25 protein-coding genes are annotated in these 23,926 nt (G+C 73.3%); 8 read left to right on the top strand and 17 right to left on the bottom strand.

The genetic code is table 11. The features are described from left to right. Positions 1-42: 42 nt before the first annotated feature. Positions 43-921, top strand: coding sequence for a geranyl diphosphate 2-C-methyltransferase (locus ACFYMM_RS31630; protein ID WP_388392685.1), 879 nt, complete (start codon positions 43-45; stop codon positions 919-921). 43 nt (positions 922-964) lie between these two features. Here the strand turns inward: ACFYMM_RS31630 and ACFYMM_RS31625 are convergent, their stop codons facing one another. Next, on the bottom strand, positions 965-1,447 hold the full coding sequence (locus ACFYMM_RS31625; RefSeq protein ID WP_388392683.1) for a VOC family protein: 483 nt from the start codon (positions 1,445-1,447) through the stop codon (positions 965-967). 133 nt (positions 1,448-1,580) lie between these two features. Here ACFYMM_RS31625 and ACFYMM_RS31620 point away from each other — a divergent pair, with 133 nt between their 5' ends. Beyond that, the gene (locus ACFYMM_RS31620; protein WP_388392681.1) at positions 1,581-2,798 is read left to right on the top strand and encodes an epoxide hydrolase family protein; all 1,218 of its coding nucleotides are present in this window, start codon (positions 1,581-1,583) and stop codon (positions 2,796-2,798) included. A gap of 5 nt (positions 2,799-2,803) precedes the next feature. Here the strand turns inward: ACFYMM_RS31620 and ACFYMM_RS31615 are convergent, their stop codons facing one another. Continuing rightward, positions 2,804-3,199, bottom strand: a complete 396-nt coding sequence (locus tag ACFYMM_RS31615) for a helix-turn-helix domain-containing protein (RefSeq protein WP_388392679.1) — start codon at positions 3,197-3,199, stop codon at positions 2,804-2,806. A gap of 229 nt (positions 3,200-3,428) precedes the next feature. Between ACFYMM_RS31615 and ACFYMM_RS31610 the strand changes: the two genes are divergently transcribed. After that, positions 3,429-4,316, top strand: a complete 888-nt coding sequence (locus ACFYMM_RS31610; RefSeq protein ID WP_388392676.1) for an RNA polymerase sigma factor SigF — start codon at positions 3,429-3,431, stop codon at positions 4,314-4,316. 72 nt (positions 4,317-4,388) lie between these two features. Here the strand turns inward: ACFYMM_RS31610 and ACFYMM_RS31605 are convergent, their stop codons facing one another. Together ACFYMM_RS31605 and ACFYMM_RS31600 are read right to left on the bottom strand one after the other, a co-directional pair. Next, positions 4,389-4,841, bottom strand: a complete 453-nt coding sequence (locus ACFYMM_RS31605) for an ATP-binding protein (RefSeq protein WP_388392673.1) — start codon at positions 4,839-4,841, stop codon at positions 4,389-4,391. Between the two features lie 130 nt (positions 4,842-4,971). Then, the gene (locus ACFYMM_RS31600) at positions 4,972-6,354 is read right to left on the bottom strand and encodes a DUF6777 domain-containing protein (protein ID WP_388392670.1); all 1,383 of its coding nucleotides are present in this window, start codon (positions 6,352-6,354) and stop codon (positions 4,972-4,974) included. Positions 6,355-6,568: 214 nt separating this feature from the next. On the opposite strand from ACFYMM_RS31600, the gene ACFYMM_RS31595 reads away from it, so the two are divergent. Continuing rightward, positions 6,569-7,837, top strand: a complete 1,269-nt coding sequence (locus ACFYMM_RS31595; RefSeq protein ID WP_388392668.1) for a streptophobe family protein — start codon at positions 6,569-6,571, stop codon at positions 7,835-7,837. Positions 7,838-7,880: 43 nt separating this feature from the next. Here ACFYMM_RS31595 and ACFYMM_RS31590 read toward each other — a convergent pair whose 3' ends face one another. The 4 genes from ACFYMM_RS31590 to ACFYMM_RS31575 form a co-directional block, all read right to left on the bottom strand. Further along, complete coding sequence (locus tag ACFYMM_RS31590) at positions 7,881-8,861, bottom strand: serine/threonine-protein kinase (RefSeq protein ID WP_388392666.1); 981 nt, start codon at positions 8,859-8,861, stop codon at positions 7,881-7,883. Continuing rightward, complete coding sequence (locus ACFYMM_RS31585; protein ID WP_388392664.1) at positions 8,861-9,445, bottom strand: hypothetical protein; 585 nt, start codon at positions 9,443-9,445, stop codon at positions 8,861-8,863. Before ACFYMM_RS31585 ends, ACFYMM_RS31590 begins: the two co-directional genes overlap by 1 nt. An 8-nt stretch (positions 9,446-9,453) precedes the next feature. Further along, positions 9,454-11,787, bottom strand: coding sequence for an FHA domain-containing protein (locus ACFYMM_RS31580; RefSeq protein ID WP_388392662.1), 2,334 nt, complete (start codon positions 11,785-11,787; stop codon positions 9,454-9,456). A gap of 93 nt (positions 11,788-11,880) precedes the next feature. After that, positions 11,881-12,291: a hypothetical protein gene (locus tag ACFYMM_RS31575; RefSeq protein WP_388392659.1), complete on the bottom strand. Its 411-nt coding sequence runs from the start codon at positions 12,289-12,291 to the stop codon at positions 11,881-11,883. Positions 12,292-12,560: 269 nt separating this feature from the next. On the opposite strand from ACFYMM_RS31575, the gene ACFYMM_RS31570 reads away from it, so the two are divergent. Further along, a complete protein-coding gene (locus ACFYMM_RS31570; RefSeq protein WP_388392657.1) occupies positions 12,561-12,944 on the top strand; it encodes a nuclear transport factor 2 family protein in 384 nt (127 codons plus the stop codon). Between the two features lie 18 nt (positions 12,945-12,962). Here ACFYMM_RS31570 and mgrA read toward each other — a convergent pair whose 3' ends face one another. After that, positions 12,963-13,955 carry an L-glyceraldehyde 3-phosphate reductase gene (gene mgrA, locus ACFYMM_RS31565; protein ID WP_388392655.1) on the bottom strand — a complete coding sequence of 331 codons (993 nt, stop codon included), beginning with the start codon at positions 13,953-13,955 and terminating at the stop codon, positions 12,963-12,965. A 109-nt stretch (positions 13,956-14,064) separates the two neighbouring features. Between mgrA and ACFYMM_RS31560 the strand changes: the two genes are divergently transcribed. Together ACFYMM_RS31560 and ACFYMM_RS31555 are read left to right on the top strand one after the other, a co-directional pair. Beyond that, on the top strand, positions 14,065-14,988 hold the full coding sequence (locus ACFYMM_RS31560; protein ID WP_388392652.1) for a LysR substrate-binding domain-containing protein: 924 nt from the start codon (positions 14,065-14,067) through the stop codon (positions 14,986-14,988). Between the two features lie 123 nt (positions 14,989-15,111). After that, positions 15,112-15,627, top strand: a complete 516-nt coding sequence (locus tag ACFYMM_RS31555) for a DUF664 domain-containing protein (protein ID WP_388392649.1) — start codon at positions 15,112-15,114, stop codon at positions 15,625-15,627. Here ACFYMM_RS31555 and ACFYMM_RS31550 read toward each other — a convergent pair. The 4 genes from ACFYMM_RS31550 to ACFYMM_RS31535 all read right to left on the bottom strand — a co-directional run bounded on the left by ACFYMM_RS31550 (position 15,609) and on the right by ACFYMM_RS31535 (position 18,546). Next, complete coding sequence (locus tag ACFYMM_RS31550; protein WP_388392646.1) at positions 15,609-16,679, bottom strand: adenosine deaminase; 1,071 nt, start codon at positions 16,677-16,679, stop codon at positions 15,609-15,611. The two genes, ACFYMM_RS31555 and ACFYMM_RS31550, sit on opposite strands and share 19 nt — an antisense overlap. Continuing rightward, the gene (locus tag ACFYMM_RS31545; protein ID WP_388392643.1) at positions 16,676-17,131 is read right to left on the bottom strand and encodes a VOC family protein; all 456 of its coding nucleotides are present in this window, start codon (positions 17,129-17,131) and stop codon (positions 16,676-16,678) included. The genes ACFYMM_RS31550 and ACFYMM_RS31545 overlap by 4 nt, the downstream gene beginning before the upstream one ends. 117 nt (positions 17,132-17,248) lie before the next feature. Further along, positions 17,249-18,178 carry a M48 family metalloprotease gene (locus ACFYMM_RS31540; protein ID WP_388392641.1) on the bottom strand — a complete coding sequence of 310 codons (930 nt, stop codon included), beginning with the start codon at positions 18,176-18,178 and terminating at the stop codon, positions 17,249-17,251. Beyond that, entirely contained in the window at positions 18,178-18,546 is a 369-nt protein-coding gene (locus ACFYMM_RS31535; RefSeq protein WP_388392638.1) for a BlaI/MecI/CopY family transcriptional regulator, read from the bottom strand. The genes ACFYMM_RS31540 and ACFYMM_RS31535 overlap by 1 nt, the downstream gene beginning before the upstream one ends. 259 nt (positions 18,547-18,805) lie before the next feature. Between ACFYMM_RS31535 and ACFYMM_RS31530 the strand changes: the two genes are divergently transcribed. After that, positions 18,806-19,930, top strand: a complete 1,125-nt coding sequence (locus tag ACFYMM_RS31530; RefSeq protein WP_388392636.1) for a sodium-dependent transporter — start codon at positions 18,806-18,808, stop codon at positions 19,928-19,930. 15 nt (positions 19,931-19,945) lie between these two features. Here ACFYMM_RS31530 and ACFYMM_RS31525 read toward each other — a convergent pair whose 3' ends face one another. The 4 genes from ACFYMM_RS31525 to ACFYMM_RS31510 form a co-directional block, all read right to left on the bottom strand. Further along, positions 19,946-20,851: an aldo/keto reductase gene (locus ACFYMM_RS31525; protein ID WP_388392633.1), complete on the bottom strand. Its 906-nt coding sequence runs from the start codon at positions 20,849-20,851 to the stop codon at positions 19,946-19,948. A gap of 33 nt (positions 20,852-20,884) precedes the next feature. Continuing rightward, on the bottom strand, positions 20,885-22,231 hold the full coding sequence (locus ACFYMM_RS31520; RefSeq protein ID WP_388392834.1) for an aldehyde dehydrogenase family protein: 1,347 nt from the start codon (positions 22,229-22,231) through the stop codon (positions 20,885-20,887). A 98-nt stretch (positions 22,232-22,329) separates the two neighbouring features. Beyond that, positions 22,330-23,520 (bottom strand): RNA polymerase sigma factor, encoded by a 1,191-nt coding sequence (locus ACFYMM_RS31515; protein WP_388392630.1) that lies wholly within the window; start codon positions 23,518-23,520, stop codon positions 22,330-22,332. Then, positions 23,520-23,870 (bottom strand): YciI family protein, encoded by a 351-nt coding sequence (locus tag ACFYMM_RS31510; RefSeq protein ID WP_388392831.1) that lies wholly within the window; start codon positions 23,868-23,870, stop codon positions 23,520-23,522. Before ACFYMM_RS31510 ends, ACFYMM_RS31515 begins: the two co-directional genes overlap by 1 nt. Positions 23,871-23,926: the final 56 nt, after the last annotated feature.

The following is a 23,926-nucleotide window of genomic DNA, read 5'->3' as shown; positions in this document are numbered from 1 at the left end:
GTTCACCGTCAACCGCATCACACGCACCACGAGGAGTCACCGTTGACCACCGTCCCCGCCGCGCGCACCAAGGCAGCCCCGGTGCCCACCCAGTCCACGTACCAGACCCGCGTCGCGGACTACTGGAACGCCGAGGAGAACCCGGTCAACCTCGAACTCGGCAGGATCGACGACCTCTACCACCACCACTACGGGATCGGGGGCGCCGACCGCTCGGTGCTCGACGAACCCGACCCCACCCTGCGCCGTGAGCGGATCACCGCGGAGCTGCACCGGCTGGAGCACGCCCAGGCCGAGTTGCTCGCCTCCCACCTCGGCCCGCTCTCCCCCGCCGACCGGGTCTTCGACGCCGGCTGCGGGCGCGGCGGCGGCAGCGTCGTGGCGAACCTGCGTTACGGCTGCCACGCCGACGGCGTGACCATCTCCGCCAAGCAGGCCGACTTCGCCAACGAGCAGGCCCGCAAGCGGGGCATCGACGACAAGGTGCGCTACCACCACCGGAACATGCTGGACACGGGCCTGGAGACGGGCGCCTACGCGGCGTCCTGGAACAACGAGTCCAGCATGTACGTCGAACTCGACCTGCTGTTCGGCGAGCACGCCCGGCTGCTGCGCCGCGGCGGACGCTACGTGGTGGTCACCGGCTGCTACAACGACACCTACGGGCGGGCCTCGCGGGAGGTGTCCCTGATCAACGCGCACTACATCTGCGACATCCATCCCCGCTCGGCGTACTTCCAAGCAATGGCCCGCCACCGCCTCGTACCGGTCCATGTGGCGGACCTGACGGAGGCGACGATCCCGTACTGGGAGCTGCGCAAGGAGGCCGACCATCTGGTCACCGGCATCGAGGACACGTTCCTGTCGGCGTACCGCAACGGCAGCTTCCAGTACCTGCTGATCGCGGCCGACCGGGTCTGACGCCGACGACACCGCATGGACGCGCGGGCGTACGCAGGGGGTCTCAACCGCCGGCGTACGCCTTCTCCAGTTCGGCGACGTCGAGCTTGCCCATGGCCATCATGGCCCGCGTGGTGCGGGCCGCCTTCTCCGGGTCGGGGTCGCTGATGAGGTCGATCAGCCGGCCGTAGACGACCTGCCAGGAGAGGCCGTACCTGTCCTTGAGCCAGCCGCACGGGCCGCCCTCGCCGCCGTTCTCGGTGAGCTTGGTCCAGTAGTGGTCGATCTCGTCCTGGTCGGAGCAGAAGATCTGGAAGGAGATCGCCTCGGTGAACGTGAACTGCGGGCCGCCGTTGAGCGCGACGAACTTCTGGCCGTTGGCGGTGAACTCGACGGCCATCACGGAGCCGGCCTCCCCCGGGCCGCTCTCGCCGTACCGGCCGATCCGTCCGATGCCGGAGTTCTTGAAGATCGACACGTAGTAGTGGGCGGCCTCCTCGGCCTGACCGTCGAACCAGAGACACGTGGTGAATCCGTCGGTGGTCATGAGTACCTCCTGGGGCGTGCAGCGGGCGTGGAACGCGGTCTCCTGTATCGACCGATCCTGACCGCGGAACTCATCGGCCGGCCCGCGCATTGACCCGGACGGGTGTCCGGGCTCGCCCATTAGCCTCCGGTGCATGACATCTTCGTCCGCCCAGAGCATCCGGCCCTTCCGCCTCTCCGTTCCGCAGAGCGACCTCGATGACCTGCACGACCGTCTGGACCGCACCCGCTGGCCGGCCGCGATGCCCGGTGCGGGGTGGGAGTACGGCGTTCCGGACGGCTATCTGCGCGAACTGGTGCGGTACTGGCGGCACGAGTACGACTGGCGGGCGGCCGAGGCCCGGCTGAACGCGTGGCCGCAGTTCACGACCACGATCGACGGGGCCACCGTGCACTTCGCGCATGTCCGCTCCCCCGAGCCGGACGCCACGCCGCTGATCATCACCCATGGCTGGCCGGGCTCGGTCGTCGAGTTCCTGGACCTGGTGGCGCCGCTCACCGATCCGGCGGCGCACGGCGGCGACCCGGCCGACGCCTTCCATGTCGTCCTGCCGAGCATCCCGGGCTTCGGACTGTCGGGGCCCACCACCGAGCCCGGCTGGGAGGTGGGCCGGGTGACGGACGCCTGGGCCGAGCTGATGCGCCGGCTCGGCTACCAGCGGTTCGGCGCGCAGGGCGGCGACTGGGGCGCCGGCATCTCCCGCGAGCTGGGCCGCACCTACCCCGACCGGGTGATCGGCGTCCATCTCAACCTGCTGCCGGGCGCGCAGGCGGCCACCGAGCCCACCGCGCGGGAGCTGGCCGCGCTCACCCCCGAGGAGCGCGAGAGCACCCTCGCCTCCTGGCGCCGGTGGGAGCGGTGGTCCCGGGAAGGCACCGGGTACGCCGTCCTGCAGTCCACCAGGCCGCACACCCCGGCCTACGCCCTGACGGACTCGCCCGTCGGTCAGCTGGCCTGGATCGTGGAGAAGTTCCGCGAGTGGAGCGACTGCGAGGAGCTTCCGGAGGAGGCGGTCGACCGGGACCTGCTGCTGACCGACGTGATGCTGTACTGGCTGACCGGCACCGCCGGCTCGTCCGGCCGGATCTACTACGAGCGGGCGGCCGCCGGCGACTGGGAGACCCGGCTGTCCACCCCGTCGACCGCGCCGACCGCACTCGCGCTCTTCCCCGCCGACCCGCAGATCCCGCTCAGGCACAAGGCGGACCGCACGGAGAACATCGTGCGCTGGACGGAGTTCGACCGGGGCGGGCACTTCGCCGCGATGGAGGAGCCGGACCTGCTGGTCGGCGACCTCAGGGCGTTCTTCCGGCAGCTGCGCGACCAGGACGGCACCCCGCCCGTGGGCTGACGTCGTCAGGCAGCGGCCAGGCACAGCCCGCCGTACGGCGTGGTGCGCGCGGGCGCGGTACGCCGTCGGCCTGCCGCCTGGCGGGCGAGCCGGTCCTGGGCCAGCGACAGCAGGTCGCCGAGGCCCAGGCCGAGGGCGGCGGCCGCGGCCGCGAGGACCTCCGAGGATGCCTCCTTGCGGCCGCGCTCGATCTCCGAGAGGTAGGGCAGGGAGATCCTGGCCTCCTCGGCGACCTCCCGGAGGGTCCGCTCCTGCGCCAGCCGCTCACCGCGCAGCACCTCGCCGACCAGGTCCCGCCACAGGGGTTCCCGGCGCGCGGGGGCCTCGGCGGCGTCCGGCCCGGCGGGGGCGCCGGGACGCAGCGGGATGACACGGGCCTCGTCGCGCATCTGGTTGCTCACCGGTTCAGCGTAGGGCCTTCCCGGCGGCGTCCGGGGGAGCTGATTTCGGCCAGCTGGGCGCACGGGCCGCATGCATGCGGTGACGGAGGGTACCCGACCGGCGAGGAGGAGCGTGGGCACGCATGAAACGTCGGACTCCGGGTACGCGCCCCCCACGCACACACCCTGGACAGGGCCCAGCACAGGCCGAAGAGGCAGCAGTCGAGCCGTGACTTTCGTGGGAGAGGTAATGAACACCGCCGTGATCCGGTCGGAAGCCGAGGTCGTCGAGACGAGCGCCGAGCAGGGGACGGGCGAGGGATCACTGCCTGGAATTGCGGACCCCAGGGCCGTGGCCCCCCGTGACGCACGCGAGCTGTCCCGCGGTTTCTTCCAGCGGCTCGCCGAGCTGGAGGAGGGGACGCACGAGTACCAGTACGCGCGCAACACCCTCATCGAGATGAACATGTCCCTGGTGCGGTTCGCGGCCGGACGGTTCCGCAACCGCGGCGACGACATGGAGGACATCGTCCAGACCGGGATGATCGGGCTGATCAAGGCCATCGACCGGTTCGACCTGTCGCGCGAGGTCGAGTTCACTTCCTTCGCGCTGCCGTACATCGTGGGTGAGATCAAGCGGTTCTTCCGCGACACCACCTGGGCCGTGCACGTGCCGCGTCGGCTGCAGGAACTGCGGGTCGAGCTGGCGAAGGCGCGCGAGGAGCTGTCCAGCCGGCTGGACCGGGACCCGACGGTCGCCGAGCTGGCCACGCTGATGAACATCCGCGAGGACGAGGTGGTCGAGGCCCAGCTCGCCTCCAACGGGTACAACTCCTCGTCGCTGGACGCCGCGCTCACCGGGGACGGCCCCGAGGACGGCGAGGCCGTGCTCGCGGACTTCATCGGCATCGAGGAGGAGGGCCTGCGGCTCGTCGAGGACTTCCACTCCCTGGCCCCGCTGATGGCCGAACTGAGCGAGCGCGACCGGCGGATCCTCCACATGCGGTTCGTCGAGGAGGCCACCCAGGCGGAGATCGGCGAGCGGCTGGGCTGCTCCCAGATGCACGTCTCCCGGCTGATCAAGCGGATCATCACGCGGCTGCGCGAGGGGATGCTGGGCGAACTCGGCTGCGCCTGAACCCAGCCCGACATCACAGCACCCCGACATCACAGCACGCCGCCGCCATGCACCGCGTGGCGGCGGCACCGTTCACGGTGCCAGGTCCACCCGGGCCCTCACCCGCTTGCCGACGGGTACGCGTTCCACGCTGATCTCCGCGGCCAGGGCGTGCACGATCTCCAGTCCGTGCCGGCCGATGCGCTGCGGGTCACGCGGGAAGCGGCGGGGCAGGGCGATGCTGCTGTCGCAGACGGACACCGTCACGGCGCTGTCCGTGCCCTCCAGCTCCAGGATGTACGGGCCGTTGCTGTGCCGGTCCGCGTTGGTGACCAGCTCGCTGACCACCAGGAGCAGATCGCCGCCCGCCCGGGTGTCGACGGCCGCACACCATTCGGTCTTGAGCTGCTGGAGGAAGTGGGCCGCGAACGCGCGCGCCTCGGCGATGCAGCCGGGTTCGCCGGTGTAGTGGGCCGCCCTGCGCAGGGGTTCCACGGGTACGTCGAAGCCAGTCGGTATCACGGAACCGCCCGGATGATCGATCATGCGTTTCTCTCTCGGAAGCCGGTCTGGCCGGTCGATGGTGCATCCATGCTCGTACCCCGAGCAAGCCCCGGCAGTCCCCCGAGCGCGTTCACCCACCGCGCACAACGGACATCGCGCGCCGCGAAGGCGCTCAGGGTGCCGGAACGCCCTGCCCCGAGGTCTCGGGAACGACGGAGGTCTCGGGGGCCGACGACCCCGGGGCGGGCGACCCCGGGGACGACGCCCCGGTCGAGGCGGACTCCGAGGACGGGGACCCGGAGGACGGGGATCCCGAGGAGGCGGACCCGGACGACGGTGAGGGCGAGGACGGGGATCCCGAACCGGGCGAGGACGACGAGGGCGACGACGACGGCGACGAACCGGAGGAGGACGGCGAGGACGGCGAGGCAGACGACGAGGACGCCGACGGCGGACTCGACGAGGGGGACGAGTGCGACGCACCGGGACCGGACGACGAGGGACCGGAGGGCGACGGGCTGTTCGGCCTGAGCGCGCACGGTGTGCCCCTCGTACCCGGCGAGGCGGTGCACGGCGGCGGAGGCGGGGTGCGCGGCGGGATCACCGGGTCGGTCCAGTGCGCCGGCGCTCCGGTCGGCCGGTCGTGGTGCCCCGTGTCGTCGCCGCGGTGGCGCTGGAACCAGGTGTCGTGGCGGGGGTCGAAGATGACGAAGACCTTGACGACCCGCACGGTGGGCGTGACCACGACGACGTTCGAGGGCCGGAAGGACGGCCAGGAGGGGCCGGTCAGCCTCGGCGTGGTCTGCTGGGCGACCGGCTGGGTCAGCGGGTTGCCGCAGGCGCAGCGCACCCGGGGCACACCGTGCGCGTCGATGAGCACGGCCGTACCGGCCTGGAGGACGGCCTGGTACGCCGTGGGGGCGCCGTCGCGGTAACCGTGGTTGGTGACCCTCGTGTCGGCCCGCAGCTGCACCGGGGTGAGCGAGCGCAGGTAGGCGGGGACACCGGCGGGCTGGACACCCGCCACGGAGGCGAACGCCCGGTTCTTCGCCGAATCGGTCCGCAGGGCCCTGATCTGCTTCTCCACGTCGCAGCTGGCGACGTCGCGGGTGCCGCCGTACAGGCCCGGAGCCCCGCCGCTCACCCCGCGCAGCACGTTCGTGGAACCCGACGAGGTGCCCGGGGAGGGGGAGACCGGCGCGATGGAGGACTGGTTCGCCGTCGACTGCGTGTAGGGGTCCTGGCCCTGCTCCCCGGCCGGCTGCATGACCACTTCGGGCCCCTTGGCGGACGAGCCGCCGCCGGGGCGGAGGAACACCAGGCCCAGGACCACGGCGAGCACCACGACGCCGGTGAGCACGGCCATGCGCGACGCGGATCTCCACCACGGCGGGTGCGGTTCTCCGCCGTCCCCGCCGGGGCCGCCGCCCGTGGGCCGGGTGGGCGGCCCGGTGGGCGGTGGGGTGTCCCCCGAGAGCGGCCCGTGCGGCGGGCCCGTGGGGCGGGCGGAGAACGACTCGGTGGGGCGGCCGGAGAACGGCGGTTCCTCGCTCACGGGCTTGTCTCCCCGTCGTGATGCGCAGGGTCGTCATGCGCGGCTCGTCATGCGCAGGGCACCTGGGCGCTTTTGTCGCAGAAGTCACTTCTCGCACGACAGACCCATTGTGTGCTCCGGCCCCGTGGGCCTCGCAAGCCGACGCGGGCGGGTGGCCGACGCGGACGGCCCACCCGGCGGGCGCGGTGTCCCGGGGCTGCCTAGCGTGACGAGGGTGAGCCCTCCCACCGCCTCCGACCGGCCCGTCCCCCGCCATGGCTGGCCTCGTGCCGTGGCCGTGGTCCTGGCCGGGCTGGTCGCCATGGGCGTGGTCGCCGCGCTGGGCCTGTGGGCGGCCGGGGCGGCCGGCCTGCCCGGCGGGGCGTTCCCCCGGGTGGTGGCGGCGGCCGTGGTGACGGCCGTCGGTGGCTCGGCCAGGCTGTCGGGGAACGCGGGCGCGCTCGCCGAGACGAGGGCCGCTCTCACGGTGATCCCGCTGTCCGTGACGCTGGCCGGAGCCCTGGTGGTCGGCTCCGGGTTCCTGCGGCCGCTGCGGCACCGGGCGGTCGCCTCGGCGACGGAACTGGCGGGCTGGGCCGCGCGGATCGCGGTGCTGTGGACGGCCGCGCTGGTCGGGCTGGCGCTGAGCGCCCGGCAGACCTTCGCGATCGACGTGGGCAACGGCACGCTCAGCGACATCACCGGTCTGTTCGACGCCACGCCGAAGGTGGGGTTCACCACGGACGTTCCGCCGACGGTGCTGTTCGGGCTGCTGTGGCTGGCCGGCGTACTGACACTTGCGCTGCTCGTCTCGCGCGGGGCGCCGCTGCCCGGGCGGCTGCTGCGCTTCCAGGAGTCGGTACGGCCGGCCGCCCACGCCATGGTCGTCCTGCTGCTCGCCTTCGTGGTTCTCGGACTGGTCGTCGCGCTGCTGTCGGCCGCGACGCGGGGCCATGTGGCCCGGACGTTCGCGCTGATCCTGCTGGGCCTGCCCAACGTGGCCTGGCCGGCCCTCACCCTGGGTCTGGGCGCAACCTGGAACGGCAGGGTGGACGGCCCGTTCGGGCTGCCGTTGCCGCGGGTGCTGGACGAGGTGCTGCGCACCCCGGACGTCTCCACCCTGAACCTGCGCACGCTCACCGAGCACGACGGCAGGATGTGGTGGCTGGTCGTGGCGGACGCCGTGCTGCTGGCGGCGGTGGCCTTCGTGATGGCGGCGCGCTCACCGGCCCGTGTCCCGGCCTGGCGGCACGCCCTGCGTCTGGCCGTCGCCCTCGCGCTGACCGTACTCATGATCTGCCTGGTCAGCCGGATCTCGGCGCACTACGGCCTGTCCCTGCTCGGCATCGGCGACATGGGCGGCGGACTGTCCGGGGAGCTGTTCCTCGTGCCGCGCCTGGGATCGGCGGTGGGCCTGGGCGCGCTGTGGGGGCTGGTCGCGGGGTTCGTCGGCGCGCTGCTGGCCCGGCCGGTGCACCGGCCGGGAGCGGCGGAGGCGGATTAGCGGCACGCTCCGCGCTCGGGTGCCGCCCGTCGAAGGCCGGCGGTCAGTGCCGGCGGGCGCCGAAGACGGGGGCGGCCCAGCGTGGCGGCCCGGGCGGGCCCGTCGTCCCGGGCTCTTCCTCCGGGGGCGGGCGGTGGCCGGCCGGGGCGTCGGTGCCGGCGGCGCGCAGGGCGGTGACGAAGGCGAGACAGGAGGCATGACGGCGGTCGGGGCTCTTGGCGAGCGCCTTGGCGAACACCGTGTCGACGGCCGGGGACAGGTCCGGGCGGGCGGCTGAGGGCGGGGGCGGGTCGTCGTACTGGTGGGCCCACAGCAGGGCCATGTCCGCCTCGCGCTGGAAGGGCGGGCGGCCCGTCAGGCACTCGTAGAGGACGCAGGCGAGGCCGTAGACGTCGCAGCGGCCGTCGACGGGCCGGCCGGAGATCTGCTCCGGGGCCACGTAGTCCAGGGTGCCGACGAACTGCCCGACGGTGGTGAATCCGGTCAGCGACAGGGACTTCTTCGTCAGCCCGAAGTCGGTGAGGTAGACGTGCTCGGGGTGCTCGCTGTCGGTGCCCCGGGAGACCAGGATGTTGCCGGGTTTGACGTCCCGGTGGACCAGCCCGTGCTCGTGGGCCGCGTCGAGCGCCGACGCCACCTGCGCGGCGATGCGCACCGCGACCGGGAACGGCAACGGTCCGCGCCGGTCCAGCAGACGGCGCAGATCGCTGCCGGCGACGTAGCGCATCGCGATGAACAGGACGCCCTCGGTCTCCCCGGCCTCGAAGACGGGCACGATGTGCGGATGGTCGATCGCGGCGGCCACCCGGGACTCATGGGTGAAGCGGCGCCGGAAGATGTCGTTGCGGGCCAGTTCGGGGGCGAGGAGCTTGAGCGCGACGGTACGGTCCAGGCGCAGGTCGTGGGCCCGGTAGACGACGGCCATGCCGCCGCGGCCGATCTCGCTCTCCACCAGGTAGCTCGCCACCTGCCGGCCGACCGGTTCCGCCGGAGTGCCGGGGTGCAGCCCCGTCCCGCCTGCCATCAGAACCCGTCCTCGGAGCCGACGACCCGGGTCGGGGCGTGCCGGGACCCGCCGTCCGTGCCGTCGGGGGCATGGGCGCCCTCCGCCGTGTCCCCGGGGGCCGCCGCCTCGTCGGTGGCGTAGGTGCTCAGCCGCCGCCCGTCGCCGTACCGCCACTGCCGCCCACCGGCGTCGTACAGCCACATGTCCTCCCCGTCGACCACCACGCCGATCCGCAGGCCGCGCGTACGGGCGTGGAAGGCCTCCCCGTCCGCGACGCCGTCCGCCAGTTCCTCCACGGCGGACCGGTATTCGGCCAGGGCCCGCTCGGCGCGCGCCAGCAGGGGACGCGGGTCGGTGGTGTCCAGCGGCCGGCCTGCGGTGGCGGGCGGGTCCCCGGGGACGGCGACCAGGTGGCGGCCGTCGACCCAGGCGTCCCAGCCGTTGGCGCAGCGGACGTGCCCCCAGTCGCCGCGCCGCTCCATGAGCTGTACCGGGAGCAGCGGGTCGAGGGGCGCGGTGGGCCGGCCGGGGTCCGGGTCCGCCCAGGCGGGCAGGCCGGACGGCGGGACGACGTGCGTGGGCCGGAAGGCGTGGCCGGTCATCGCGGCGCCTACTTCCGCATCACGGCGGGCTCGCGGCGGCGCAGCAGCCGGGAGACCACCAGGCCGAAGACGGCCGCCAGCACCAGCAGCATCGCCATGTCCAGGAGCCATACGCCGGTGGAGTGCCGGAAGAGCGGGTCGGACTGTCCGGGCACGATCCGGTCGAGCCCGATGGTGCCCGCCATGGCGCCGAACGCCCACCGCGACGGCACCAGCCAGGACAGCTGCTCCAGGACCCGCACGCCGTGCAGCGTGAGCAGGGCGCCGCAGAAGACGACCTGGACGAGGGCCAGCAGCACCAGCAGCGGCATGGTCACCTCCTCCTTGCGCACCAGCGCGGAGACCACCAGGCCGAGCATCATCGCGGTGAAGGCCAGCAGGGCGACGGCCAGGGTGATCTCGACCAGGGGTGGCAGCAGCACGCCGTGTCCGCCGGGCGCTTTCAGGTCGACGCCGAGCAGCGCGACCAGGGTGAGCACCACGGCCTGCAGCACGGTGACGGTGCCCAGCACCACCACCTTGGACAGCAGATACGCCGATCTGGACAGGCCGACGGCGCGTTCGCGCTGGTAGATGACGCGTTCCTTGACCAGTTCGCGGACCGAGTTGGCCGCGCCGGCCAGGACGCCGCCGACGCACAGGATGAGCAGCGCGTCCATCGCGCCCGTCCGGGTGAGGCTGCGGCCCGTCAGTGCCCGGGCCATCGCTCCCATCACGAACGGCAGCGCGATCATGACGACGAGGAAGGTGCGGTCCGCGCTGAGCGCGGCCGTGTAGCGGCGGACCAGGGTGCCGAGCTGGGCGCGGCGGCTGCGCGGGCGGGGCGGCGGCGCCTTCGGGACCGGCCCGGCGTCGCCCTGGTGGGGCTGGGTCGCGGCCTCGACCACGTAGCGCCGGTGCAGCGGCGAGTCGCGGTACTGCCCCGCCCAGTCCCGGTCGCGGTCGCCCTCGAAGGCCTCGAAGGCCTCCGGCCACTGGTCGAAGCCGAAGAAGGCGAGGGTGTCCTCGGGCGGTCCGTAGTACGCCACCCGGCCGCCCGGGGCGAGCACCAGGAGGCGGTCGCAGACGTCGAGGTTGAGGACGCTGTGGGTGACGACGATGACGGTACGGCCGTCGTCGGCGAGGCCGCGCAGCATGTGCATCACCGAACGCTCCATGCCGGGGTCGAGCCCGGTGGTCGGTTCGTCGAGGAAGAGCAGCGACGGCTTGGTCAGCAGTTCGAGGGCCACGCTGACCCGTTTGCGCTGGCCTCCGGAGAGGCTGTGCACGGGCTGGTAGGCGCGCTGGTCCAGGCCCAGTTCGCGCAGCACCTCGTCGACCCTGGCGCGGCGCTCCGCCCGCGCGGTGTCCTGCGGGAAGCGCAGCTCGGCCGCGTAGGTCAGGGCGGCGCGCACGGTCAGCTGGGTGTGCAGGATGTCGTCCTGCGGGACCAGGCCGATGCGCTGGCGCAGCTCGGCGAAGTCGCGGTAGAGGTCGCGGCCGTCGTAGAGGACGGCGCCGTGGTCGGCGGGGCGCTGTCCGGTGAGGGCGCCCAGCAGCGTGGACTTGCCCGCGCCGCTCGGGCCGACCACCGCGAGCAGGCACTTCTCGCCGACCGGGAAGGAGACGCGGTCGAGGAGAACCTTGCGGCCCTGGTCGACGGCGACCGTGAGGTCCTGCACGTCGAGGGAGACCTCGCCGGTGTCGACGTACTCCTGGAGTTCGTCGCCGACCAGGCAGAACGCGAAGTGGCCGATGCCGATGACCTCGCCGGTGCCGATCGTGGCGCTGGTGACGGGCAGGCCGTCGAGGTAGGTGCCGTTGTGACTGCCCAGGTCGGCGATCTCGTAGCTGCCGTCGGGCCGGGCGCGCAGCTCGGCGTGGTGGCGGGAGACCGTCAGGTCGTCGAGGACCAGGTCGTTGTCGTCGGCCCGGCCGATACGGACGGTACGGGTGGGCAGCTGCCGTACCGTGGTGGGTTCCCGGAAGGTGCCGGTCGTGGCGGGCATGGAGACGGTGAACGGGCGGTCCCAGGCGGGCGGCGGGTGGTCGGCCAGCACGGCGCGGGGGCCGTCGGCGGCGCTGCCGAAGCGGATGACGCTGCCGGGGCCGACGTCCCACTCGTGGATGCGGCGGCCGTCGGCGTAGGTGCCGTTGGTGCTGTGCGTGTCCTCCAGCGTCCACTGGCCGGCCTTGGGCCGGAGCACCGCGTGGTGCCACGAGACCCGCGCGTCGTCGAGGACGATGTCGCTCAACGGGTCGCGTCCCACGTGGTAGTCGCGGCCCGGACTCATCAGCAGGGAACCGGTATCGGTCTCCAGGACGAGTTCGGGCGCCGTCGGGGCGTCCGGCCACTCCTCCATGTCAGGAATTCTACCGATTGGCCCGCATCTGCGCCTGGCCAGGGAGCGGACCCACGGCCCGACGCCCCGGTATCAGACTCCAGGTGTCACGTGTCAGGCGACGGGAACGACGAGCGCGGGGACGGTGCGCTGCATCCGCAGGGCGTCGACGGACTCGGCGAGCAGCTCGTACTCGGTCGTCTCGTCGCTGGCGGCCACCCGCACCAGCCGGCCGCCCACCAACTCGTCCGCGACCAGCTCCTGTTGGACGACGTCGGCGCACCAGGCGCGCAGCAGCCGGGGCACGTCGGGCACCGTGTCCGCCACCGGGACGAGCGCCCCCGGCGGGAAGGCGGGATCCTCGGGCAGCGGGTCGAGCCGCTCGGCGATCCAGGACGCCCGGTCCCGCAGCCACCACAGGGCGAGCGCCAGGGTGGGCGCGCGGTAGGTACCCAGCGGTACGCCGACGCGCTGCCCGCCGCATATTCCGTACGCCGTGACATGGCACAGGAATTCGTCGTGCACGATCACTCCCCCGTCGCCTCGCTGGTGTCCGGGCCGACCCTCGCTTTCCGTGCGGCTCCTGTGCGGTGAAGTGCCCCTGGCGTTCGAGTATCTTCACTGCCGAAACACTGTCACCATGACTTTCCGGCCAGTCTCTTGGCATATTCGTCATTACCCGGCAGGTAATCGACCGCTCCGCCGGGGGCGGGCATGGTGGTCACACCGGATCGACGCGACCGGAGATCCGGTACCTGACCAGCAGATACGACCTCGTTGGAGGCTGATTCGCCATGTCCGTGAACACCGAGCGTTACGAGAGCGCCGTCGCCCGTTACTTCGAGGCGTGGAACAGCACGGGGGCCGAGGCAGTTCGGAAGGCGGTCGCCGCGGCCTGGGCCGCCGACGGCGGCTACACCGACCCGCTGGCGGACGTCCGCGGACATGAGCAGGTCGCGGCGGTCATCGAGGCGGCGCACGAGCAGTTCCCGGGGTTCGTCTTCCGTCTCCTCGGGGCCGTGGACGGGCACCACGACACCGCCCGTTTCTCCTGGGAGCTGGTGAACCAGGCGGACGGCTCGGCGCCGGTGGCCGGTTTCGACGTGGTCACCCTGGACGGGGAGGGCCGCATCCGTCAGGTGCTCGGCTTCCTGGACCGGGTGCCGGCGGGGGCCTGACCCCGCCGGCACCTCGGCTCAGGGCCGTACGATCGCGTCGATCCGCGTCAGTTCCTCCTCGGTGAAGTCCAGGTTGCGGATCGCGCCCACGCTGTCCTCCAGCTGCCGCGGGCTGCTCGCGCCGACCAGCGCGGAGGTCACCCGGCCGCCGCGCAGGACCCAGGCGAGGGCCAGCTGGGCGAGGGTCTGGCCGCGGGTCTTGGCGATCTCGTCGAGGGCGCGCAGCCGGGAGACCAGGTCCTCGGTGATCGCGTCGGAGTTCAGGAAGGGGCTGTCGCTCGCCGCCCGGGAGCCCTCCGGGATGCCGTCGAGGTAACGGGCGGTGAGCAGGCCCTGCTCCAGCGGGGAGAAGACGATGGAGCCGACCCGCAGCTCGTCGAGGGTGTCGAGGAGGCCCTCGTCCTCGGGGCGCCGGTCGAGCATCGAGTAGCGCGGCTGGTGGATGAGCAGCGGTGTGCCCAGGTCACCGAGGATGCGGGCGGCCTCGCGGGTCTGCTCGGCGGAGTAGTTGGAGATGCCGACGTAGAGCGCCTTGCCCTGCTGGACCGCCGTGTGCAGCGCGCCCATCGTCTCCTCCAGCGGAGTGTCGGGGTCGGGGCGGTGCGAGTAGAAGATGTCGACGTAATCCAGGCCCATCCGGGTGAGGCTCTGGTTGAGGGAGGACAGCAGGTACTTGCGCGAGCCCCACTCGCCGTACGGGCCGGGCCACATCAGGTAGCCGGCCTTGGTGGAGATGACCAGCTCGTCGCGGTACGGCGCGAAGTCCGCCCTGAGCGCCTCACCGAGGGCGGACTCGGCGGCGCCGGGCGGCGGGCCGTAGTTGTTGGCGAGGTCGAAGTGGGTGACGCCGAGGTCGAAGGCGCGGCGCAGGATGGCCCGCTGGGTCTCCACGGGCCGGTCCGGGCCGAAGTTGTGCCACAGGCCGAGCGACAGCGCGGGGAGCTTCAGTCCGCTGCGTCCGGTGCGGCGGTAGGGCATGTCGGCGTAGCGGTCGGGGTGTGCGGTGTACAACGCGACTCCAGGGGGTTGGCGCATGGTCTACCGGTCCACTCTTGCCCGCGCCGCGCACAGCGGTCCAACAGAAGAATCGGATGGAATTCAGCGGATAAACTTCTCAATCATGGAACTGCGCCATCTCCAGCACTTCGTCGCGGTCGCCGAGGACCAGCACTTCACCCGGGCGGCCGAGCGGTTGATGGTGTCCCAGTCGGGTCTGTCGGCCTCCATCCGCGCGCTGGAGCGGGAGCTGCGGGCCCCGCTGTTCGTGCGCACCACCCGCCGGGTGACGCTGACCGAGGCGGGGCGCGCGCTGCTGACCGAGGCGCAGCGGATCCTGGCGCAGGTGCGGGCGGCGCACGAGGCGGTGGCGGCGGTGCAGGGCGTGCTGCGCGGCACGCTCGCCCTCGGCACCGAGCAGTGCATCGCCGGGGTGCACGTGGCGGGGCTGCTGGCGGCGTTCCGGCGGCGGCACCCGGACGTGGAGATCCGGCTCCGGCAGGCGGGCTCGGGCGCGCTGGCCGAGGAGGTCGCGGCCGGGCGGCTGGACCTGGCGTTCGCCTACCGCACCCGGGCCGACACCGAGCAGCCGCGCTCGGTGCCGCTGACCAGCGAGCCGATGACCGTCCTGTGCCATCCGGAGCACCGGCTGGCCTCGGCCGGCGCGGCTCTCGCCCCCGACGACCTCGCCGGGGAGGTCTTCGTCGACTTCCACCCCGACTGGGGGCCGCGCCGCACCACGGACGCCGCGTTCGCCTCGGCCGGGGTACGGCGTACGGTCGCGCTGGAGGTCAACGACGTCCACAGCCTGCTGGACCTGGTGGACGAGAACCTGGGGATCGCCGTGGTACCCCGGCACTTCGCCCGCAAGCGGCCCGCGCTCGCCGCGCTGGAGCTGAAGGGGACGGGCGAGGCGGAGTACGAGACGGTCGCCCTGCTGCCCCCCGAGGCGGCCACCGGCCCGGCGGCCCGCGCCCTGGTCGCCCTGCTGGAAACCGGCGCCCCGGCACCGCCCCGGACCGGGCTCGCCCCTCCTGGCCCGGCCTGACGTCCGCGGCTGCCGCTCCCCCACGACAGGTGACGCGACGTCACTCCCCCTTCGGGGAAGGCGCGGTGCGACGGCTGGACGGATGACCGCACACGGCGGCCCGCGATGCGCGATGGTGGACCCATGCATGCGAAGGACATCCTCATCGACGGTTACGACCGCATCCGGGAAGAGGTCCATGCCGCCCTCGACGGCCTCGGCCCGGACGAGCTGCACGCCCGCCCGGCCCCCGACGCCAACTCGGTGGCCTGGCTGGTCTGGCATCTGAGCCGGGTCCAGGACGACCATGTCGCCGACGCCTTCGATCTCGACCAGGTGTGGCTCGCCCAGGGCTGGGAGAAACGCTTCGGCCTCGATCTGCCGCGCCACGACACCGGGTACGGCCACAGCGCCGCGAAGGCCGGCAAGGTGCGGGTGGCGTCGGCCGACCTGCTCACCGGGTACTACGACGCCGTGCACGAGCAGACCCTCGGGGCACTGCGCGCCCTCGCCGCCAAGGACCTCGAACGCGTCGTCGACGTGCGCTGGGATCCGCCGGTCACCCTGGGCGTGCGCCTGGTGAGCGTCCTGTCCGACGACCTCCAGCACGTCGGACAGGCCGCCTATCTCAGGGGGCTGGTTCAGAGCGCGGCTTCGTAGCCCGGCAGGACGACGTCCTCGATGAGGGCCGTGCGTTCGTCGAACGGGATGAACGCGCTCCTGAGGGCGTTGACCGTGACGGTGCGCAGGTCCTCGACCGTCCAGCCCGCCTCCTCGACCAGCAGCGACATCTCGCGGGTCATCGTCGTACCGGAGACCAGCCGGTTGTCGGTGTTGAGGGTGACCCGGAAGCCCAGGTCCTTCAGGGCCGTGATCGGGTGCTCGGCGATCGAGGTGGCGCAGCCGGTCTGGAGGTTGGACGTCGGGCACATCTCCAGGGCGATACGGCGGTCCCGGACCCAGCCGGCGAGGCGGCCGAGCTTGCCGTCGACGATGTCCTCGGTGAGCCGCACGCCGTGGCCGATGCGCTGGGCGCCGCACACCTGCAGGGCCTGGTGGATGCTGGGCAGGCCGTGCGCCTCGCCCGCGTGGATGGTGAACGGGACGCTCTCGCGGCGCAGGTGCTCGAAGGCGGCGAGGTGGTCGGCGGGCGGGAAGCCGTCCTCGGCACCGGCGATGTCGAAGCCGACCACGCCGGCGTCGCGGTGGGCGACGGCCAGCTCGGCGGCCTCGCGGACGCGGTCGAACATCCGCATCCCGCACAGCAGGGTGCAGACCCGTACCGGGGTGCCCGCGGCGGCGGCCTTGGCCATGCCGACGGCGAGGCCCTCCTGCACGGTCTCCACGACCTCGGCCATCGTCAGACCGCCGTTGGTGTTCAGCTCGGGTGCGTAGCGGACCTCGGCGTAGACGACACCGTCGGCGGCCAGGTCGAGGACGTACTCCTCGGCGACGCGCAGCAGGCCCTCGCGGGTCTGCATGACGGCGAGGGTGTGCTCGAAGGTGGCTATGTAACGCACCAGGTCACCGGAGTTGGCGGCCTCGACGTACCAGGCGGCCAGCTCGTCGGGGTCGGTGGTGGGCAGGGTGTGACCGACCGCGGCCGCGAGTTCGACGACGGTCGCGGGGCGCAGGCCGCCGTCGAGGTGGTCGTGCAGCACGGCCTTGGGCAGCCTGCGGAGGGTGTCGGTGTCGATGCGGGGCGCGGTCATGGGCGTGTTTCCTCGGCAGGTGGTGCGGTGGTTTCGGTGGCTCGGGCGGTGGCGGGCTGGAGCAGGTCCCAGCGGTTGCCGTACAGGTCCTGGAAGACGGCGACGCTGCCGTACGGCTCGTGGCGCGGGTCCTCCAGGAAGGTCACGCCGGCTGCGGCCATCCGGGCGTGGTCGCGGGCGAAGTCGTCGGTGTACAGGAAGAACCCGACCCGTCCGCCGGTCTGGTCCCCGACCCGGGCCCGCTGCCGCTCGTCCTTGGCGCGGGCGAGCAGCAGACCGGTGCCGTGACCGGCCGGGTCCTGGCCCGCCGTGCCCGGTTCGACGACGACCCAGCGGGAGCCGTCCGGCCGTGGCTCGTCCTCGGCCAGCCGGAATCCGAGGGCCTCGGTGTAGTGGCGGATCGCCTCGTCGTAGTCGTCGACGACGAGGGTGACCAGGGCGACGCGTCTCATCGGGACCTTTCGTGCGCGGCGGGCCGGAGGGGTCAGGCGGGTGAGGTTATACGTAAAACCCGACGGACGCCAAACCCCGGGAAACGAGGGCTCGAGGTCCGGGCGGGGGCCCGCCCGTCAGCGCCTCTCCTCGCCCTGGGCGACCTCCACCCGGTGGTGGAAGTCGATCATCCCGGTCGCCGAGGCCAGACAGGAGACGGCGGCGCAGGCGACGAGGAGGGCGGCGATCCAGGTGCCGGCGCGATGGCGGGCACGGGGGGCCGCCAGGAGGGCCTGGACGCGCTGCGGGACGGGGCCGGCCGTCGCGGCGGGGGCGAAGTCGGGGCGGGTGGATTCGGCCTCCCGGCCGGCCAGGGCGGCACGGGCGATGGCGCGGGCGGTCAGGCGCCGGTCGCCGACGGCGGTGGCGGCGGCCTCGTCGGCGGCCCGCTCCACGGCGAGCCGGATGGCCGGGCGGACCCGGCGCAGCGCGGGATGGCAGTGCGCGGCGAGTTCGGCGGCGGCGAGGAAGTAGTGGTGGCCGCCGTCGTTGTGCGCCCGCTCATGGGCGAACAGCGCCTCCCGTTCGCGGCCGTCCAGGCTGCGCAGCATCGCGGTGGTGACGACGATGCGGTGCGGGCGGCCGGGCAGCGCGTACGCGTCCGGGCGCGGCGAGTCCACCACGCACAGGTCCCCCGCGGCCGGCCCGCCGCCGGCCTCCGTGCGGGCGGCGCGGAAGGCACGGGTCTGGCGCAGGACGGAGCGCACGAGGGTCCAGCCGCACACCGCGAGGGCACCGACGGAGGTCGCGGCGGCCGGCAGGACGAAGAGGTCGGAGGCGGTGTGCAGCGGCTGGACCAGCTCACCGAGGGCCGCGAAGAGCGGCAGCTTGAGCAGGCCGGTGAGGACGAACGCGCCGAGAGCGGCGAGGGAGCAGCCGCCCAGGACGACCGCCGAGACGGTCACCGCCCACAGCGCGGTGGGCGGGGCGAGCCGGTCGAGGGCCCGCCGGGCCAGGGCCGGCAGCGCGAACGGCAGCACCAGGGGCAACAGCAGCAGGGCGGTCATCACTCTCCGGGTTCGAGCAGAACACGCAGGACACGCTCGTCGTCGGGGCTGAGCTGGGCGACGAAGCGGGCGAGCACCGTCTCCCGGTCGCTGTCGCGGTCCAGTTCGGTGTGCATCCGGCGGGCGGTGAGCCCCTGGGCGTCCTGCACAGGATGGTAGGCGTAGCCGCGGCCCTGCCGCCGCCGCTCGACGACACCCTTGTCGTGCAGCCGGGTGAGGATGGTCGTCACCGTGGTGCGCGCGAGCGCGGCGCCGAGGCTCAGCTGGACCTGGCCGGGCGTCTGCGGCGCACCGGCGGCCCACAGCGCGGCCATGACGCTCGCCTCCAGCTCGCCGGCCGGCCGGCGTTGGTCCTTCGCGTCGGTCATGGGAACGTTCCTCACCCCGTCTTCGTCTACAGTTCGGAACACCGTCTACACGATTGTAGTCAGCCGGGTGCCGTGAACGGCCGTGCCCCCGTCTGCCCCTCGCCCGCACGTCCCGCATTCGCACGTCCATTATGAAAGGGGCCGCCGACCATGGCCGAGCGGTTTCGCGCACACCGGTCTCCGCATCTGACGGCGGACCCCCGCGCGATACGCACCTTCCGTCTCCTCCCAGGCCCGACGACGGAAGAGTCCTGCCGCCATGAGCGTCCCGCCCGTACCTCCCCGCACCCCTGCGCACCCCCTGCCCTCACCATCACCCTCGCCCTCGCCCTCGCCCGCGCAGCGCGCCTACGGCCTGCTCCGGCGCCGCCTCGGCCGGGCCGTGGCCGTGGCCTACGCCGCCGCCGCGCTGCTGCCGGCGCCCGGTCTGTGGCTACGTCACCCGCACCCGGTCGGGTTCGCCGGAGCCGCTGAACTCCCCTTCGGTGTCCCGCAGTCACTGCTCGGCCTGGTCCTGTTCGCCGCGGGTCTGCAAGTGCCCTTGCGCACTCTGGGCCTGCTGCTGCGCCGCCCCGCCGCGCTGCTCGCCGGGCTGGCCTCGCACGTGGTGGCGCCGCTGCTGATCGTCCCCGGCGTGGCGTTCGCGCTGAGACACTCCCCCGACAGCGACGGCGGGAGCGGGATGGTGACCGCGATGATCCTGATCGTGGCCATGCCGGTGGCGGCCGGGGCGACGGTGTGGACCGCCAAGGGCGAGGGTGACCAGCCGACGGCGGTCGGACTGGTCCTCGCCTCCACGCTGGTCAGCCCGCTGACCGTGCCCCTCACCCTGGCCGCCCTGACCCCGCTGCTGCGCGGCGGGTACGCGGGCCGGATGGCCGCCGCCGCGCAGACGGCCGGGCACGCCTTCGCGCTCACCTCGATCCTCATGCCCTGTGCCGCGGGCCTGCTGTGCCGGCTGGCGCTGCCCGGACGGGCCCGGGAGGGACTGCTCGCCGCCGTGGTCCCGGCCGCGCTGCTGGGCTCCCTGCTGCTGACGTACGTCAACGCCTGCGGCGTACTGGGCCCCTTCCTGCGCCACCCCCGGCCGGTGCTGCTCCTGGCCGCGCTCGCCGTCGCCGCGACCGTGTGCGGCCTGTCCTTCGCGCTGGGCGGTGTGACGGCGCGGGTGCTGCGGCTGGACGCGCGGGCGGGCGCCTCGGTGACGCTGGCCTGCGGGATGAACAACAGCAGCGCGAGCGCGGTGCTCATCACGACGACGCTGCCCGACCGCCCCCAGATCCTGCTGCCGGTGCTCGCCTACGGCCTGCTGCAGAAGGTGGCGGCCGGCCGGGTCGTGCGCGCTGCGACGCCCCGGCCGCCCCGGGGCCGCGGACCCGGATGACGGCCTGCCCGTCGGTCAGCCCGCCTGCGCGCGGCTCCCGTTGAGCCCGGCCAGCTCCTCGTCCGTGAGCCGCAACGCGCCCGCGGCGATGTTCTCGGCCAGGTGGTCCGGGTTGCCGGTGCCGGGGATGGCGAGCACATGGGGGCCCTGGTGGAGGGTCCAGGCGATCCGTATCTGCGCGGGCGTCGCCCCGTGGGCCCGGGCGACGGTCAGCACCTCGTCGTCGTGGGCGTCGGTGGCGCCCTCGGCCGCGGCTTCGCCCGCGACGGCGTAGAAGGGGACGAACGCGATGCCCCGCTCACCGCACAGCCGCAGCACCTCGTCGTCCACGGGGTCGGGGCGGTCGACCGCGTAGCGGTTCTGCACGGCGACCACCGGGGCGATCTCCAGCGCCTCGGCGAGGTGCCGGGGTTCGACCCCGGAGATCCCGAGGTGCCGGACCAGACCCGCCTCGCGCAGTTCGGCGAGGGCACCGAAGTGCTCGGCTATCGAGTCCTGGCCCATGCGGCGCAGATAGACGACGTCGAGGTGGTCGCGGCCGAGCTGGCGCAGGTTCTCCTCCACGTGCCCGCGCAGCTGGTCGGGCCGGGCCGAGGTGCCCCATTCGCCGTGGTAGTCGCGGTAGGGGCCGACCTTGGCGGCGATGACCAGGCCCTCGGGGTACGGGGAGAGCGCGGTGTTGATGAGTTCGTTGGCGGACCGCAGGGAGGAGAAGTAGAAGGCGGCCGTGTCGATGTGGTCGACGCCGAGTTCGACGGCCCGGCGCAGCACGGCGAGCGAGCGGGCGCGGTCGCTGGGGGTGCCGTGGTGGAAGGCCGCGCTGCCCGTCAGCCGCATCGCGCCGAGGCCGAGGCGGTGGACGGGCAGGTCCCCGAGCTCCCAGGTGCCGGAGGCGTCCGCGGTGATCGTTTCGGAGGTCATCGGCGGAGTCTCGCACACCCGGGGCGGCGGGCGTCAGCGCAGCGGCTTGACCAGCACCGCCTTGCGGTGGCTGAACGTCTCGATCGAGTAGCGGCCGTGGTAGCTGCCCATGCCGCTCTCCCCCACGCCGCCGAACGGCAGGTCGGAGACGGTGAGATGGGCGAGCGGCAGGCCGTGGCCGACGGCGCCGGAGGAGGTCTCGGCGGCGATGCGCTCGCGCGTGGTTTCGGACTCGGAGAAGACGTACAGGGCGAGGGGCTTGTCGCGGTCGTTGATGAAGGCGATCGCCGCGTCGAGGTCGGGGACGGTGACGAGGGGCAGGATCGGGCCGAAGATCTCCTCGCGCATGACGGGCGAGCCGGGATCGACGTCCGCGAGCACGGTCGGCGCGATGAACCTGTCCGTACGGTCGCTGCCGCCGCCGACCACCACCCGGCCCGAGTCGAGCAGGCCGCTGAGCCGGTCGAAGTGGCGTTCGTTGACGATCCGGCCGTACTCGGGGGAGGTGGCCGGGTCGGTGCCGTAGAGCTTCTCGACGGCCCGGACCAGCGCGGTCTCCAGGGCGGCGGCGGTCCGCGGGTCGGTCAGGACGTAGTCGGGGGCGACGCAGGTCTGGCCGGCGTTGAGGAACTTGCCGCGGGCCAGCCGGTCGGCGACCGCCTCGACGTCGGTGTCGCGGTCGACGAACACCGGGGACTTGCCGCCGAGTTCGAGGGTGACCGGGGTGAGGTGCTCGGCGGCGGCACGCATGACCACGCGGCCGACCGCGCCGTTGCCGGTGTAGAAGATGTGGTCGAAGCGCTCGGCGAGCAGGGCCGTGGCCTCGGGGACACCGCCCTCCACGACGGCGACCGCGTCGGTGTCGAGGTAGGCGGGCAGCAGCCGGGCGAGGGCGGCGGAGGTGGCGGGCGCCAGCTCGCTCGGCTTGGCCACGACGGCGTTGCCCGCCGCGAGCGCGCCGACCAGCGGGGCGAGCAGGAGCTGGGCCGGGTAGTTCCAGGGGGCGATGACGAGGACGACGCCGAGGGGGTCGTACTGCGTCCAGGCGTCGGCGTCCGCGCCCAGGTGCGCCGGGACGGGGGCCGGCTCCGGGCGCAGCCACTCCCGGAGGTGGTCGAGGGTGTGGTCGATCTCGCGGACCGTGAAGTCGATCTCGGTGCGGTAGGCCTCGGTGGCGCTCTTGCCGAGGTCCGCGCGGAGCGCCGCGGCGAGGTCGTCGCCGCGCTCGGTGAGCATCTCGCGCAGCCGGCGCAGCTGGGCGGTGCGCCACTCGACGGGCTTGGTGCGGCCGGTGCGGAAGGTGGCGCGCAGCCGGGCCACGACGTCGGCGGGCTGCTCGGGGGTGGGCTGGTTCACGGTGCCTCGCTGGGTGACGGTCAGAGGGAGATAGCCATACGGAAACAGTCAGGTGTATATACCAACCTTTCAGTCGCCAAAACAATTCCCGGGGCGCCGGACTACGTTCCGCGAGCAGTCGCTCACAGCTCGCGCAACCGCCGTTCCAGATGCGCCCGCTCGGCGTCACCGCCGGCGAGCCGGATGGCCGCCTCGTACTCCGCCGCCGCCTCGGTGGGCCGTCCCAGGCGGCGCAGCAGGTCGGCGCGTACGGCGTGCAGGACGTGGTAGCCGCCGAGGTCGAGGGCGTCGACCAGGTCGAGGGCCCGGTCCGGGCCGTCGGTCTCGGCGACCGCGACGGCCCGGTTCAGGGCGACGACCGGAGAGGGCGCCATGGCCATCAGCTGGTCGTACAGGCGCAGGATCTGCCCCCAGTCGGTGGCGGCGGCCGTCGGCGCGTCGCTGTGGACGGCGTTGACGGCGGCCTGGATCTGGTACGGCCCCGGCCGGCCCCGCCGCAGACAGCGGCGCACCAGGTCCTGGCCCTCGGTGACCAGCGTCCGGTCCCAGCGGGTGCGGTCCTGTTCCGGCAGCGGTACCAGGGCGCCGGCGGCGTCCTGCCGGGCGGGACGGCGTGCCTCGACGAGCAGCATCAGCGCGAGCAGACCGGTGACCTCGGGTTCGTCGGGCATCAGCGCCGCCAGCAGCCGGGCCAGGCGTACGGCCTCCGCGCACAGGTCGGGGTCGCCGGTGTAGCCCTCGTTGAAGATCAGGTACAGGACGGCGAGGACGCCGCCGAGCCGGTCGGGCAGGTCGGCGTCGCGCGGCACCCGGTACGGGATGCCCGCGTCGCGGATCTTGGCCTTCGCCCGGACCAGGCGCTGCGCCAAGGTGGCCTCCGGCACCAGGAAGGCACGGGCGATCCGGGCGGTGCTCAGGCCGCCGAGCAGGCGCAGGGTGAGGGCGACCCGGGACTGGAGGGCGAGCGCGGGGTGGCAGCAGGTGAAGATCAGACGGAGCCGGTCGTCGCGCACGGGACCCTCCTCGTCGGACGGTGCGTCGGGCGCGTACAGCAGGGCGGCCTCGGCATACCGGGCGTCGCGGGAGGACTCGCGGCGCAGCCGGTCGACCGCCCGGTTGCGGGCGGTGGTGATGATCCAGCCCGCCGGGCTCGGCGGCACGCCCGTGCGCGGCCAGGTGCGCACGGCGGTGGCGAAGGCGTCCTGGACCGCCTCCTCGGCGAGGTCGATGTCGCCGAGGAAGCGGACCAGGACCGAGACCGCGCGCCCGTACTCGGCGCGGAAGACGGCCTCGACACCGGGGGTGTCCGGCATCAGTGCCGGTCCACGAAGGGACGTACCTCGATCGGGAGAGTGGTGGCCACGGCGGCCTTCCTGCCCCATTCCAGGGCCTCGTCGAGGTCGGCGGCGCGGATCAGACACAGGCCGCCCAGGTACTCCTTGCCCTCGGCGTACGGGCCGTCGGTGATCAGTACGTCGCCGTCCTTGGCGCGCAGCACGGTCGCCGTCTCCGGGCCGTGCAGACCACCGGCGAAGACCCAGGCGCCGGCGGCGCGCAGCTCGTCGTTGAAGGCCTCGACGTCGCGCATGATCGCGGCGAGCGCCTCGGGCGCGGGCGGCTGGGCACCGGTCGGCTGGACCACGCTGAGCAGGTAGTGCTTCATGACGTCCTCCATGGCGTCGTGGGGTTCTGTCATCTCCTACACGAACGGCGGGCCCC

This window comes from Streptomyces sp. NPDC006739, assembly GCF_042869815.1.
GTDB lineage: Bacteria > Actinomycetota > Actinomycetes > Streptomycetales > Streptomycetaceae > Streptomyces.
Note: the sequence above shows the minus strand (reverse complement) of the source record. Positions and strands in the feature narration are given on the sequence as shown.

Bases quoted from the DNA above. Each gene is read 5' to 3' on its own strand.
- ACFYMM_RS31625 (WP_388392683.1), bottom strand. From the start codon at position 1,447: ATGACCACCGACGGATTCACCACGTGTCTCTGGTTCGACGGTCAGGCC.
- ACFYMM_RS31620 (WP_388392681.1), top strand. From the start codon at position 1,581: ATGACATCTTCGTCCGCCCAGAGCATCCGGCCCTTCCGCCTCTCCGTT.
- ACFYMM_RS31610 (WP_388392676.1), top strand. From the start codon at position 3,429: ATGAACACCGCCGTGATCCGGTCGGAAGCCGAGGTCGTCGAGACGAGC.
- ACFYMM_RS31605 (WP_388392673.1), bottom strand. From the start codon at position 4,841: ATGATCGATCATCCGGGCGGTTCCGTGATACCGACTGGCTTCGACGTA.
- ACFYMM_RS31590 (WP_388392666.1), bottom strand. From the start codon at position 8,861: ATGGCAGGCGGGACGGGGCTGCACCCCGGCACTCCGGCGGAACCGGTC.
- ACFYMM_RS31585 (WP_388392664.1), bottom strand. From the start codon at position 9,445: ATGACCGGCCACGCCTTCCGGCCCACGCACGTCGTCCCGCCGTCCGGC.
- ACFYMM_RS31580 (WP_388392662.1), bottom strand. From the start codon at position 11,787: ATGGAGGAGTGGCCGGACGCCCCGACGGCGCCCGAACTCGTCCTGGAG.
- ACFYMM_RS31570 (WP_388392657.1), top strand. From the start codon at position 12,561: ATGTCCGTGAACACCGAGCGTTACGAGAGCGCCGTCGCCCGTTACTTC.
- ACFYMM_RS31560 (WP_388392652.1), top strand. From the start codon at position 14,065: ATGGAACTGCGCCATCTCCAGCACTTCGTCGCGGTCGCCGAGGACCAG.
- ACFYMM_RS31555 (WP_388392649.1), top strand. From the start codon at position 15,112: ATGCATGCGAAGGACATCCTCATCGACGGTTACGACCGCATCCGGGAA.
- ACFYMM_RS31550 (WP_388392646.1), bottom strand. From the start codon at position 16,679: ATGACCGCGCCCCGCATCGACACCGACACCCTCCGCAGGCTGCCCAAG.
- ACFYMM_RS31545 (WP_388392643.1), bottom strand. From the start codon at position 17,131: ATGAGACGCGTCGCCCTGGTCACCCTCGTCGTCGACGACTACGACGAG.
- ACFYMM_RS31540 (WP_388392641.1), bottom strand. From the start codon at position 18,178: ATGACCGCCCTGCTGCTGTTGCCCCTGGTGCTGCCGTTCGCGCTGCCG.
- ACFYMM_RS31535 (WP_388392638.1), bottom strand. From the start codon at position 18,546: ATGACCGACGCGAAGGACCAACGCCGGCCGGCCGGCGAGCTGGAGGCG.
- ACFYMM_RS31530 (WP_388392636.1), top strand. From the start codon at position 18,806: ATGAGCGTCCCGCCCGTACCTCCCCGCACCCCTGCGCACCCCCTGCCC.
- ACFYMM_RS31525 (WP_388392633.1), bottom strand. From the start codon at position 20,851: ATGACCTCCGAAACGATCACCGCGGACGCCTCCGGCACCTGGGAGCTC.
- ACFYMM_RS31515 (WP_388392630.1), bottom strand. From the start codon at position 23,520: ATGCCGGACACCCCCGGTGTCGAGGCCGTCTTCCGCGCCGAGTACGGG.
- ACFYMM_RS31510 (WP_388392831.1), bottom strand. From the start codon at position 23,870: ATGAAGCACTACCTGCTCAGCGTGGTCCAGCCGACCGGTGCCCAGCCG.